Below are 13,545 nucleotides of genomic sequence, written 5' to 3'. Positions count from 1 at the left end.
TTCTCCCAGATACTTGTTGTTAGTTTTTATAGTAACCGGAGTAGGAGCTTCCCTGTCGGGCCCTGACAGAGCCGCTCTTCCTCCGGTTATTACCATATGAAATTATTTGTCCGCATTTCCCTTTGTGATGATCACATTTGACTTCTTGCGGTACTTCTCCGGGTGCTCTTCTTCCGCATAATATTTGGGAAGCTTCGCTCTCTCCTCCGGATCTGTGATCTGGTTCTCCAGCACCGTGCTTCGCACGATGTTCACCTCTCTCGGTGCATCGATCATGATACGAAGATGATTCTTAGTTCCTCCCAGGAACACGATCTTGATATTGTCATTGATCATCAGGTATTCTTCCGGACTAACGGTCAGACGCAGCATATAATAACCTCCTTGCTCTGTTCAGCCTTCCTTGCCTGCTGTTTCTCACTGATGCAACATTCTATTATGGAATGTTGCATTTCCCTAATTCATTTATTCTATCAAGGAGGCCATTATGAGCACGACACAACCTATCCGCAGCAAACAGCTTCTACACGATTTCAAAGAGTACTTCCTTACCAAGCAGCCCAACTCCAGGAATTACACTCTCGTCCTGATCGGTCTGAACACCGCTCTCCGCATCAACGACATCCTTCATCTCACCTGGGGAGATGTCTATTGCACAGAACACAGCCGCTTTTACACCCATCTCCTGATCACGGAGAAAAAAACGGAAAAAGAAACCAGAATCCTGATCAACAGAGAACTTCAGGAAACATTACTGTCCTACCGGAAAACACAGCCTTCCATAGCCGACACAGACTATCTCTTTCCCAGTCCCAGAAAAGCTGATTCCCCGCTCTCCCGATACCAGGCCTACCGCATTGTCCGCAAAGCTGCCGAGGCCGTAGGAATCGAAGACGTGATCCGGTGCCATTCCCTGCGGAAGACCTTCGGCTACCATGCATGGAAAATGGGAACTCCGCCCGCATTGCTGATGGAGATTTACAATCATTCTTCTTTTCAGATCACAAAACATTATCTGGGAATTGAACAGGATGACAAAGATGCCGTATTTCGTGACATACAGCTATGACATACGGCTTGCATAATTGCTATGATGATATGAAAGTAACGCATTAACGATTTTTACAAAAAAGGCTAAAGTTTTCCCATGGTCAGCCGAAATATGTAGTGCAAGACAAAATGCAACATTCCATAATAGAATGTTGCATTTTTCTATTTTAATCCTTTCATTTCTGTGGTATTCTTTTAAAGACTGCATATCGCTATTTTTCGACAAATACTTTCCTTTTTTGAAACATATACAGTCAGAATCAGGAGTACACATGAAAAGCTTTATATGTGAAATGTTCTATAAGCAGCGGGCGGCATTCGAACAAAGCTGCGCTTCCAGGGGTAAAGAATATCCTCTTCCGGAAGATGTTTTCCTACAATCGGATATTTTCTATGACGAGAAGCATGTTCCGGCACATCGTCTGGATGTCTACCGTCCCAGGGGACGGGACGGAGAGATTCTCCCGGTCATCGTCAACGTACATGGCGGAGGCCTCCTCATAGGGAACAAGGAATTCAACCGTCCCTTTTGTGCCTCCCTTTGTGAGGCGGGGTATCTGGTATTCAGCATTGAGTACCGGCTGATACCGGACTGTCTCTTCTATGACCAACTAACTGACCTGCATCTGGCACTGGATTTTATCCGGGATCATCTGACGGAATACGGCGGTGACATTTCCCACATATATGCCTGCGGTGACAGCGGCGGTGCCTGTCTGCTGACTTACGGAATCGCCATGCAGCGAAGCACTGCACTGGCACAGGCTGCCGGAGTAACCCCTTCTGACCTGCCAGTCCGGGCACTTGGCCTGGTCAGCGGTATGTTCTATACGAACCGCCTGGATCAGATCGGACTTTTCCTCCCCAGATATCTCTACGGCCGGCATTATAAAAAAAGTGCTTTTGCCCCCTATGTATCTCCGGAGCACCCGGACATCGTGACCAGCCTGCCACCCAGTCTCCTGATCACCAGTGACAACGATAATCTTCAGAGCTATACTCTGAATTTTGAAAAGGCTCTGCGCAGACATCAGATGCCCCATAAACTGATCAACTACCCGAAGGATCCCCGCCTGACCCATGCGTTCAGCGCTTTTTACCCGGATCTTCCGGAAAGCAGGGAAGTGATCCACCATTTGATTCATTTTTTTGAACATACCGGAGATGACTGTAAAGGAGGATACGTATCATGACATACGACGAAAATGTTTTCAAAGAAAAAGCTAATCGGAAAGCCCGTAAGATCTGGATCGTTTTTGCTGTTTTACTGAGTGCCAACTATGGCTCCGATGCGTCCGGGGGATTATATCCCACCACTTCTTACCTTATTTTCCTGGCATTGTGCTGGCTGCCTCTGATCTTCGGCGAAGTGCTGTTACGTGTAAAGGGCTGGGCAACGGAGCTCTACCGCTACGATCTGGTCATCGGTTACGGCATCTTCTATACCTTTGTAATCTGTACCACAGCGTCACCCATCGCATTCACTTACATCCTTCCGGTGACAAGCTTACTGGTCCTGTATAAGAACCGGAAATTCATGATCAACTGCGGTATCGTCAACTCTCTGATCATTGTGGGCGCTGCCGTCTACCGCTACATGCTGGGCTTTAACAGTGCTTCCGATATGAAGAATTACCAGCTGCAGCTGTCCTGTATCATCCTGTGTTACATCTGCTATGTCATGTCCATCCGCCATCTGAACGAGTCCGACGGTGCCATGACCGACAGTATCAAAGCCGACCTTCACAGAGTGGTGACCACCGTAGAACAGGTCAAGACATCCAGCAATACCATTCTGGACGGCATTACCGTTGTCAGAGAACTGGCTTCTGAGAACAAGCACGGTTCCGATATGGTCATGCTGGGTATGAATGAATTGACGGATAATAACCATATGCTACAGGATCGGACGACCTCTTCCACACAGATGACTTCCGACATCCGTGCCCAGGTGGAAAATGTTGTGGCACTCATCAGCGAAATGGTATCTCTGGTCGGGAAAACCGAATCCCATTCCAGTGTCAGTGCAAAAGATCTGCAAAGTTTGGTAAGCACTGCCACCACGATGTCAGAGCTTTCTACGGAGCTGGAAAATGTCCTGCAGAATTTCCAGCAGGAATTTGGCATGGTGAAGCAGGAGACCGGTACCATCGAAAAAATTACAAATCAGACGAACCTGCTGGCCTTAAACGCTTCCATTGAAGCTGCCAGAGCCGGTGAAGCAGGCAAGGGCTTCGCAGTGGTAGCTGATCAGATCCGTACCTTAAGTACTGAAACCCACGCTTCCTCCGGACAGATCAGAGAAGCTCTGTCCCGTCTGGATGCTACTTCCGCTAAGATGACCGCTTCCATTGAAGAGACCTTGAAGCTGATTCAGGTTACCCTGGAAAAGGTAACACATACCGGTGAAAATGTAAATCAGATCGCATCTGATTCCGCACAGCTCGGCAGACATATTCAGGTAGTTGATAACGCAATTAAAGAAGTCGAAAGCTCCAATACCCAGCTGGTATCCAATATGGAACAGGTAACTAACATCGTGGAGACCATTACCGGCTGTATTGCACACTCCAGTCAGACCAGTGAGCGTATGCTCAGTAAATATGAAGAGACCGCTGCCAATATCAATACCATTGAAGATGTCATGGAGAACATGATGTGTGATCTGGGTATCGGCGGCTTCATGGGTATCGAAGATATTCAGCCAGGCATGAAGATCGATCTGAAATTAGCCGGTCAGGGAGATACGGAATACCTTGGAGAACTCATCGAACAGATTCCGGAAGGTCTGCTGGTATCCTGTCAGAAGGAGCTTGCACTCACCGATACCGCTTCCTGCACCTTACAGATCACTGCGGGCAACATCCTGTATTGTTGGGACAAGGCAGTCATCTCTCCTGCTCCTGAAAAGGGTGCTCATGCCTTCAAAATCGTCATTAATACCAGACCCCGGATTAATAACCGCCGTAAATACCCCCGTATGGATCTGGACAATGCCTGCACCATTAAGTTCAAAAATTCCGACACGGAATACACGGCTACCATGGATAATATCAGTGCCAACGGCTTTGCTTTCCTGGCGACAGACAATATCTTCACCCAGAGCAAGAATGCCTCGGTCACTGTCACTATCCATGATTTCGCTCTCCCGGATCACAATGTGCTGGAAGGACGTATCATCCGCTGCTCCGACGATAACGGTCTGTTCATCGTAGGCTGCCAGATGCCGGAGGACAACTTCTATATTCTGGAATATGTAGAGAAAAATCTGGAAAGTAAGAAATAGTCAAATACAAAAGGGTGCCGCTGTGCGACACCCTTTCTTGTTTGGTTTTATAGTTTCATCTATGGCTTCAGGAGCCGGGCGATCAGACCCTCGACCTCCTGGAGCTGTTCTTTTGTGCTCTCCTTATGACTTTCCTTGCGGTATTTCGAAGGGGACATTCCCTTCATAGCGTGAAAGGCCTTGGTAAATACCAGGGCATCGCTGTATCCGCAGGACAATGCAATACTCTCGATAGGATAATTCGTGGAGTCCAGAAGCTCTCTCGCCTTGGTAATACGGAAGGTAGTAAGGAACTGCTGGGGAGACATCCCCAGATAGTTCTGGAACAGCGTATATAAATAGCTGCGGTTGATACACACATAGTCCGCCACATCCGTGACCTTGATGGGGTTACAGTAGTTGCTCTGGATAAAGGAAACCGCTTTTTTCACATACTGGTTCCCCTTATCCTCTTCCTCTCTTGCCACCACACCGGCGCTGTCGGCGATCACCGACAGAAATACTCCCAGCAGTCCGTTCCGCCGCAGATCATCCGCAATGCCAAAGGTATTATGCTCCATCATATCCCGGACAATGGAATATAGTTCCTCTGATTTATCACAGGAAAAAATAGGATGTCTGTCTGACAGTCCCATGCTGTGTAAATATTCTTCTGCCCGGCTTCCGGCGAACCCCACCCACAGATAACTCCAGGGGTCCTTCGCATCTGCCTGATAAAAAGCCAGTTCATTGGGCTGGATCAGAAATCCGTAGCCCGCTTCCAGCTGGTATTCCTTGTCGTGGAATCGGAAATGTCCCTTGCCACTCAGGACATAGTGGATCAGGTAATGTGGCTTGGAGGCCGGTCCGAAGCTGTGCAGCGGTTCCGTCTGGGAGCACCCGCAGCAGTTCACGTACAGACTTCCTGTTTTATCATTGACAAAATCCAGTTTAAATGCTTTTTCCATCGTGGAACCGTACCCTTTCCGCGTTGCCGCCTTTTCCTCTAATTCACAAGAATCCCGCCGTTTTCATCAAATTCGACACCGAAATCCCGGCTGTATTCATTCATACGCTGCAAAATTCTCTTCTTATCCTCACCTGCTGCCGGAGTAGGCTTAAAATCATTCCGGGTGGACACAGAACTCACCATGCAGGGAATGATCCTGGCATTCCGGTCCTCCACCTTCTGTCCGTTTTCGAATGTAAAGGTCTGCTGGAAGATCATGGTATCCTTATCTGCCGGGTTCCGGTTCGCTCCGAAGCAGAAATTCGCCAGGCTATAGATGATATATCTGCCCTTATATTCTTCGATTCCCTGAAGGACGTGGGGATGATGACCAATGACCAGATCCACACCCCAGTCAATGCATTTTCTGCCAAGTACCTGTTGGTAATTCTCCGGATAAGTATCTTTCTCGATCCCCCAGTGACAACAGGCCAGGATCAGGTCCACATTCTGTTCCCGCAGGGTCTCGATATTGTTCTGGATCAGCTTTTCCGCCTGTGCGCCCCACTCTACCTCATTGACAGAGATTATTCCTATTTTCAGGTTCCGTTCTCCGCCGTGGGCTGCCGCACTGTCCGGGATCTCATAGATACCCACATTTTTATCATAAGCATAAATGATCCCTTCCTGCTCTAATGCCACCACAGTATCCCGGCTTCCCTGTTCGCCATAATCCAGGCGGTGATTGTTGGCGAAGCTGACGGCCTCAATGCTCCCCAGCGTCAGCAGATGAGCATAGGCTGGATCCCCTTTGATGCAGTAGGTCTGTCCCTCCCGCATCTGTTCCGATGTGGTCAGAGGCCCTTCCAGATTCACGATGGTCATATCGTCCGCCGCAAAGATGTCTCTCACATTTTCAAAGAAATAACCTTCGTCCTCCGCCTGATCATAGGCCTGACGGAAGGAGGCACTGTAGTCTTGTTCCTGATGATTTCCCAACGTTACATCCCCTGCTGCGGAGATGGTGATCGTATAACGTTCACCCGTCAAATCACCGGAGTCATGGCAAGATCCCGATGTTGTTGCGTTCTCTCCACCGGAAGCCGTCCCTGTCTGTGCCCCCGTAGCAGAATCTTCTGCCGTCTGCCCAGCCTGCGTAGTTGCATTGTAACCGCCGATAGGCTGCGCCAGATCTTCCCTTCCCGGAATGTAGACCTGCTGGGTCAGATCATCGCCACATCCACCAAGCATTATGACTGCCGCTGCACAGAACAGTGCTGCAAACCTTTGTTTTCGATACCCCATAAGCTGCTCCCTCATTATCGTAGCATGATCCGCATCTTTGGTGCTTACCGTTGCTTCGCAACTATCATGATCCCATTCGCCGTTCGTCAATCCTGCAAGCACATTGACTCTCATACGTCAATTATAATATCATTCCGCAGAAGCCTCCGATGTGGAAGTAATGTCTCCGTCTCCGTACAGATTCTCCTGCAGGAATTTCTTGTTGGCTTCGAAATCCACTTCCAGCACTGCCATCTTACGGATGGTCGCATCCTTATAGGTGCCCTCCAGTGGAATGCTGTTCTGGATAATATCGTAAGTCACGGCCTTAGGTGCCATAAGGCTCAGCCGATAGCATTCTGTCTGGGTCAGATTCGTGGTCAGATTCGGCATCAGACCATCGATCAGCTCCTGGGGATTGGTCAGCATTCCCTGCGGAAGCTTGTGGATCACCTCTGCCAATACCTTTCTCTGCCTCTCGGTTCTGCCGAAATCCGTACCGATATAACGGTTTCTGCAATACGCCAGTGCCTGCGGTCCGTTCAGGTGTACCATACCGCCGGAAGTATCTTCAAAATAGTCGGTACCTTCCGGTCTTCCCAGCAGAATGTTGTATTCCACCAGATAACCATTGACATATTCCACTTCCTTGCTGGTCAGCTCAAGATCCACACCGCCCACTGCATCCACCAGATTGGCAAATGCTTCAAAGTTCACCAGTACATAGCGGCTGATATGAATATCGAAATTCTGCTCAATAGTCTCCATCAGCAGTTCTGCGCCGCCATAGGAATATGCCGCATTCAGACGATTCCCCTTATGTCCCGGAATGTCCACATACATATCACGGAGCAGGGATGTCATGTAGATCTTCTTCGTCTTGTTGCTGATGGACAGCAGGATCATGGCATCTGATCTGCCGTCTTCACCGTTTTCACGGGAATCGTTACCGATCAGCAGAATATTGGTCACGCCTTCTTCCTTCATGGGAGAGGACGCTACCGACTCGATCTTCTCATAGTTCATCTCTCCGTAGACCTTTCCTACCAGCACATACAATCCTGCTGCCAGGAATACAAGGATCAGCGCCACTGCGATCAGGAAACGCTTGAGTCCTGACTTTTTCTTCTTTCTGCCGCTCCCGGCTCCCTTTTTATTTCCTTTTCTGTTCCTTTTATCCGCTTTCGTGTCTATCTCCTCACGCTTCCCGGATCTTCTTCCGGAGCGTTTTCTATCGTTATAATCGTCCTCATAGTCCTCTACATAGTCATCCCGTCTGCTGCGGCGGGTTCTGCCTGAGGTCTCCTGTCTGCGGTGATCAGCGTTACTGCTACGGCCGCCACCGTTACGACTCTCTGAAGTCTTACGTGCCGTCTCTCTGCGGGCTGCCTGTCTCCTGCGGTATGTGGGATCATCCCAGTCCTCTGCATAGTCCTCACGGGATCCTGCTCTTCTGTCGGATCCGATCACATCCAGTTCCTCCTCTTCCTCGTCATCTTCCCTCATATCATACATCTGCGGAGCCGGGCGGGCTGCCTCACGCTCCGCAGAGTGTGTCCCCGCATTCGCCGCCGGGCGCCCCGTACTGCGGCGGGCTCCCGCTCCGGATGCCTGCATTTCCTGCATCTCCTGTTGTAAAAAGGCTTCCAGACCCTTTTGTATATCTTCCATCTCCTGAATGGAGTCTCTTTCCTTATCGCTCATCCTGTACCTCACTTCCACATACCTGATTTTGCACTCTTTTATTCCTATTCATCTTCTAGGATAATACCATAATCTGCTGTATTCGTCACGACAGAAATCCTTAAAATTTGTTTAAATGTTATCCGGTATTTCTTAAGAAACGCCAACAAGAAAGACCATCTGCGGCAGCTACACGATTTTCTTTCGTATGCTTTCCTCAGATGGTCTCTGCATTTTTGTTGACTTATGTCTGCTTTATTTATGAGCAAGCCTTGCGTCTATGTAATTTTTCAGAGATTCCACCGTCTCTTCTACACCCAGCTTGCTGCTGTTGATAGACAGATCGTAATTACGGGAATCGCCCCATTTTACCTTACAATGACTATTGTGGTAAGACTTTCTGCGACGGTCCTTCTCGATCATACGCTCTTCCGCATGACGGGCATCCAACTCATAGATCCGCATAACACGTTCGATCTTGGCCTCTCTGTCTCCCAATACGAAGATAGAGATCAGGTGCGGATTGTCCTTCAGCACGATTTCGGAACAACGTCCTACGATCACGAAGGATTCTCCTGCCTCTGCTTTTTTCTTAATGTAATCGAACTGCATTCTGGCCACATTGTCTGCCGGAGAGCTGTTCATTCCCATTACACTGCGGTACAGGAATTTATTACGTCTCTTTTCGTCGAACTCAGCCAGCTCCTTGCTGCTTACATTCATGCTTGCAGCCACCTCATCTAACAGGTTGTGATCGTACATCGGCAGTTTGTAATACTCTGCCAGCTTCTGTGCGATCTCATGTCCGCCGCTGCCGTATTCACGGCTGACGGAGATAATCAGTTGTTCACTCATGGGTCTGCCCTCCTTATGGCTGGATGTATTTCCAAAATTTTTTAAACTCGTATTCTGCAAATACATCTTACAGATATCTTGCATAGATCATCAGCATAGAGATCCCTACTACTATTATAGTCGCAGGTGCCATAACTTTGCAATATTTTCCCCACTTAATCATATGACCGGCTTTCGCTGCGGTGGCGATACCTACTACGTTGGCAGAAGCTCCGATGGGAGTTGCGCTTCCTCCAATATCGGTTCCCATAGCCAGTGCCCATGCCAGAATGGACAGGTCCACACCCTGGGTAGCGGACAGACTGCTGATAATAGGGATCATGGTAGCCGCAAAAGGAATATTATCCACGAAGGCGCTGGCAATCGCAGAGATCCACAGGATAATAGCGATCATCAGCATCAGATTGCCGTTGCTGATGTCTCCGATGAAATTCGCCATAACTTTCAGGATGCCGGTCTGCTCCAGGCCGCCCACTACCATGAACAGTCCGATGAAGAACAACAGGGTCTTGTAATCGATCTGTTTGATCAGTTTCAGTGCGTCCTTGCCTGCTGCAATTAAAGTCACGATAGAAATGAATACACCAATACAGGATACGGTCAGACCGGTTTGTGCGTGGGTCACCAGCAGAACTACCGCACACAGGAAAATAATAGTGCTGATAATAAATCCTTTTTTATCGGTAATGGCTTCGGAAGGATCCGGGTAGGTCTGGTTGCTGCCTGCTGCAGCTGCCTCACTGGCACGCAGTTCCTTGTGGAATACCAGATAGAAATACAGTACGACCACAACCAGGGAAACGCCTGCGATCACACCGGTATTGGTCAGGAAATCCGTGAAGGAATATCCCAGGGAAGTACCGATGATGATATTGGGGGGATCTCCGCACATGGTAGCGGATCCTCCCAGATTCGCACAGAACACTTCTGCCAGAATCATAGGCACCGGATTGAATTTCAACAGTTGTGACAATTCAATGGTAACGGCTGCCAGGAACAGGATTACGGTAATACTGTCAATGAACATTGCCAGAATACCGGATAATACCATAAAGGTGACAAACAGCGGTACAACCTTATACTTGACCATCTTGGCAAGGCGCATGCACAGCCAGCGGAAGAATCCCACCCGGGCCATTCCCTCTACCATGATCATCATTCCTGCTACGAACACGATGGTCTCCCAGTTGATACCACTGGAAGCCTCTGCGGACTGTCCCGCCGTGTACCAGAAATGACTTGTGAAAAAGCTGCCTAAGTTCAAAGTCTCCAACACTGCGCTCATACTGTGCATTCCCAGTCCGAATACCAGTACCAGTGTCAGCAGGCCGCAGCCTAATGTGATAATGTGTCTCTCCCATACTTCCAGGACGATCAGTACAAACATCGCCAGAAATATGATTACTGCAAGTATTTGTGCTACCACTTTCCCTGCCTCCTTGCTAATTTTTCTTTAGAACATACAAGAGTAGATTCTATCCGAAATATCGGCATAAGTCAATTCTTCTTTTGGTTTCTATGCATAAATATTCCGTTAAGGTTTTTTACAAATTGCGACGCATAAAAAACTCCGGAAGATCCTGCCTGCATACCGATCTTTCGGAGCCTTTTTATTGCTTATATTGTTTTATTCATTTCGAAAGCTTTCGATATCGTTCTTTCCCACATAACGTAAGAACATCCGGTTCATGTCAATGCCGCTTTCTCCGAAATACAACTTCATGTACTTCTCGCCGTCCTGTCGGATTGCAAGAGTCACGGACTGTTCCACAGCCTTGCCCTCTGTGCCGTTGATGGTCACGGTCTGCTGTAATGTATTATTCAGGAACACGGAAATAGGCAGCTGCGCCAGCGGGCCCAACGTGGAACTCATCCGGAATACCAGTTCGTACCGTCCGATCTTCGTGAAACGCAGCTGGTATACCGCACCGGTACCTTTCTTTGTGGACAGCTTCTCCAGCGGAAGTTCAATCTCCTCTCCGGTCTTCGGCTCCGGCAGTTCCATCCGGGCCAGCACCTGTCCACTGTCTCCTGCTCCCTCTGTGCTTATCGGACTGTGAAGCTCCGTACACTCCTCTTCCTCTCTGCCAAGCAGCCTCTCCATGGCAACAGAACGTAACAGGAAGCAGCAGATGTTTGCAGCATTCCGCATAAGCTGCGCTCTGGTCAGCCTGCCGTCTGCCAGTCCTTCCGCAGTGTTGTCCTTATTAGAATTAGATGCTGCGTCTGCGGTCACCATGTAAATATCATTCTGCGCCCGTACCATGGGAATCGTCTGTTTCCCGGAGCCTGGCTCACCTTCCTCATTGATCTTTGCCCACCAGTCGGTCATGACAATACCCTGATAGCCCCATTCCTTACGGAGAATGGTTGTCAGAAGATCATAGCTGCCTGCGGTCCACAGTCCGTTCACCGGGCCATAGGTGGACATGATGCTGTAGGCTCCGCCCTGTTTTACGGCGATCTCAAATCCTTTCAGATAGATCTCCCGCAACGCCCTCTCGGATACAATAGCATTGGCATCATGCCGTTTGAATTCCTGATTATTACATGCAAAATGCTTGATGGTTCCGGTAACTCCATATTTTCCCATGCCTTTCAGCTGTGCCGCCGCCATGGTACCGGTGAGGTACGGATCCTCGGAAAAATACTCAAAGTTACGTCCGTTCAACGGATTTCTGTGAATATTGATGCCGGGGCCTAAGAGGGAATCAATCTTGTTCTTGCGAAGCTCCATGCCCTCCATCTCATACAGTTCTTCCACCAACTCCGGATCAAAGGTACATGCCAGCAACGTACCGTTCGGCAGTGCATAGGCCATGGTACCGCAGTCCATACGGATGCCGGAAGGACCATCGGAACAGCAGGCCACCGGAATACCGAATTGCTGCAGTCCATCCGTCACACCGCCGAAAGCTGCTGCTGTTCCGGGGGTAACTTTCGGGGAACACATGCCTTCTCCGCGGGTCATACAGATCAGATCTTCGTCTGACAGCTGTGTCAGAAACTGCTCCGGCGTGATTTTTTTGTCGTAAACATCCGCCAGTTTCCAGCCCTGATCTCCCACATATTCGCTCTGGGTGGGTCTTTCCCGCAAAATACGTTCCGCCAGATCTATGGTCCGTAAGGGCACATCCTCCCAGTTGGCGATGGCATGGTCATTCTCTCCGAAGAAAAACGGTCTCAGGCGCTTAAATGCCTGCACCGGAGCCAGTGCTTCCGTAACGGTTTGTACGACCTGCAGCTCCGCTAATGTCACTCTTCCGACTTCTCTTGCACTCCGCACATCGGTACCGACATAGAAGATATAGTCTCCTGCTTCCAATACATAGCAGGATTTATGTCCAGTGACACCACTGTCATCATAGGACGCAAGCTCCGTCAGTTCTGCTTTCAGGATCAGTTCTTCACTTGCTCCGGGCTTCAGTTCTTCCGTCTTGGCATAGGCTGCCAGCTGACGCAGCGGCTTTCCCAGCTTTCCCTGAGGAGCCTCCACATAGACCTGTATGGTCTCTCTGCCGGACATACCGCCAACATTTGTCACTTTCTCAATGACAGTTGCCTCGGTACCCTGCACTGCCAGTCCCATGCTCTCTGTCTGGAACCGGGTATAGGACAGTCCAAAGCCAAAGGGATATTTTACCTTGTCTCTGGCAAAGGTCTCAAAATAGCGATAACCTACATAGATGTCCTCGGTATAAAAATTCTCCACCGGATCCCCGAAATTCTCCGTGGAAGGATAATCCTCAATATCTTCCGCAATAGTATCGCTGAGCTTACCACCGGGATTCACTTTTCCTGTCAGGACATCTACCGTAGCTCTGCCGCCCTCCTGGCCGCCCTGCCATACATAGAGCACAGCCTGTGGCTGATACCGGTCGACCCACTTCATATCCATGATATTACCCACATTCAGCACAACGATCGTCCTGGCAAATGCATTGCAGACATTACGAAGAATTTCTTCCTCCGCAGCTGTCAGCAGATAACTGCCTTCCGCAGCACTATTATCCTTGTCTTCTCCTGCGGTTCGGCCGAGAACCACAATCGCCAGATCCGACTGTTCCGCCGCCTGTCTCGCCAGTTCTTCGCTGACGGGCATTTCTTCCTGGTTCCAGGGCTCCATGGCCCATCCCTCTCCTATATCAAAAGGATGATCCTTCAGCCATTCCCGGTACTGTGCCTCCAGTACCTCATTCACCTGTACGGTGCCGTCTTCCTTGAGACTGTCTGTAATATTGGTCACATATGGAGCATTGACCATACCTCCGGAACCCGTACCGCTCTTATAATGCTCGAACTGGGTTCTGCCGAAGATCGACACCCTCTGCCCTTTTTGCAGAGGCAGCACACCGTCTTCATTTCGAAGCAGTACGCTTCCCTCCGCCGCCACACGTCTTGCCAGTTCCGCATATTTCTCATAATCCAATGTATATTTCATATATCTGTCTGCTCCCTT

The 13,545-nt window shown here is 49.3% G+C and carries 10 protein-coding genes; 3 read left to right on the top strand and 7 right to left on the bottom strand.

What is annotated here, in order from left to right:
- Positions 1-102: 102 nt before the first annotated feature.
- The gene (locus DWZ61_RS00530; protein ID WP_022313558.1) at positions 103-372 is read right to left on the bottom strand and encodes a carbon storage regulator; all 270 of its coding nucleotides are present in this window, start codon (positions 370-372) and stop codon (positions 103-105) included.
- A gap of 115 nt (positions 373-487) precedes the next feature.
- Between DWZ61_RS00530 and DWZ61_RS00525 the strand changes: the two genes are divergently transcribed.
- From DWZ61_RS00525 to DWZ61_RS00515, 3 genes are all read left to right on the top strand, one after another.
- On the top strand, positions 488-1,069 hold the full coding sequence (locus DWZ61_RS00525; protein ID WP_118537129.1) for a tyrosine-type recombinase/integrase: 582 nt from the start codon (positions 488-490) through the stop codon (positions 1,067-1,069).
- Positions 1,070-1,322: 253 nt separating this feature from the next.
- Positions 1,323-2,243 (top strand): alpha/beta hydrolase, encoded by a 921-nt coding sequence (locus DWZ61_RS00520; RefSeq protein ID WP_022313556.1) that lies wholly within the window; start codon positions 1,323-1,325, stop codon positions 2,241-2,243.
- Positions 2,240-4,336 (top strand): methyl-accepting chemotaxis protein, encoded by a 2,097-nt coding sequence (locus DWZ61_RS00515; protein ID WP_118537128.1) that lies wholly within the window; start codon positions 2,240-2,242, stop codon positions 4,334-4,336. Before DWZ61_RS00520 ends, DWZ61_RS00515 begins: the two co-directional genes overlap by 4 nt.
- 59 nt (positions 4,337-4,395) lie before the next feature.
- Here the strand turns inward: DWZ61_RS00515 and DWZ61_RS00510 are convergent, their stop codons facing one another.
- The 6 genes from DWZ61_RS00510 to DWZ61_RS00485 all read right to left on the bottom strand — a co-directional run bounded on the left by DWZ61_RS00510 (position 4,396) and on the right by DWZ61_RS00485 (position 13,527).
- Positions 4,396-5,283 (bottom strand): AraC family transcriptional regulator, encoded by an 888-nt coding sequence (locus DWZ61_RS00510; protein WP_118537127.1) that lies wholly within the window; start codon positions 5,281-5,283, stop codon positions 4,396-4,398.
- A 38-nt stretch (positions 5,284-5,321) separates the two neighbouring features.
- A complete protein-coding gene (locus DWZ61_RS00505) occupies positions 5,322-6,671 on the bottom strand; it encodes a CapA family protein (RefSeq protein ID WP_182426958.1) in 1,350 nt (449 codons plus the stop codon).
- A 27-nt stretch (positions 6,672-6,698) separates the two neighbouring features.
- Positions 6,699-8,252: an LCP family protein gene (locus tag DWZ61_RS00500; protein ID WP_117465385.1), complete on the bottom strand. Its 1,554-nt coding sequence runs from the start codon at positions 8,250-8,252 to the stop codon at positions 6,699-6,701.
- A 234-nt stretch (positions 8,253-8,486) separates the two neighbouring features.
- Complete coding sequence (locus DWZ61_RS00495) at positions 8,487-9,086, bottom strand: cytidylate kinase-like family protein (protein WP_118537125.1); 600 nt, start codon at positions 9,084-9,086, stop codon at positions 8,487-8,489.
- A gap of 67 nt (positions 9,087-9,153) precedes the next feature.
- Complete coding sequence (locus tag DWZ61_RS00490) at positions 9,154-10,512, bottom strand: SLC13 family permease (RefSeq protein ID WP_347475397.1); 1,359 nt, start codon at positions 10,510-10,512, stop codon at positions 9,154-9,156.
- A gap of 201 nt (positions 10,513-10,713) precedes the next feature.
- Positions 10,714-13,527: a glycoside hydrolase family 3 protein gene (locus DWZ61_RS00485; protein WP_118537124.1), complete on the bottom strand. Its 2,814-nt coding sequence runs from the start codon at positions 13,525-13,527 to the stop codon at positions 10,714-10,716.
- Positions 13,528-13,545 lie beyond the last annotated feature (18 nt).

Source organism: Clostridium sp. AF34-10BH, assembly GCF_003478095.1.
Lineage (GTDB): Bacteria > Bacillota > Clostridia > Lachnospirales > Lachnospiraceae > Acetatifactor > Acetatifactor acetigignens.
This window is presented reverse-complemented; position numbering and strand designations above follow the sequence as displayed.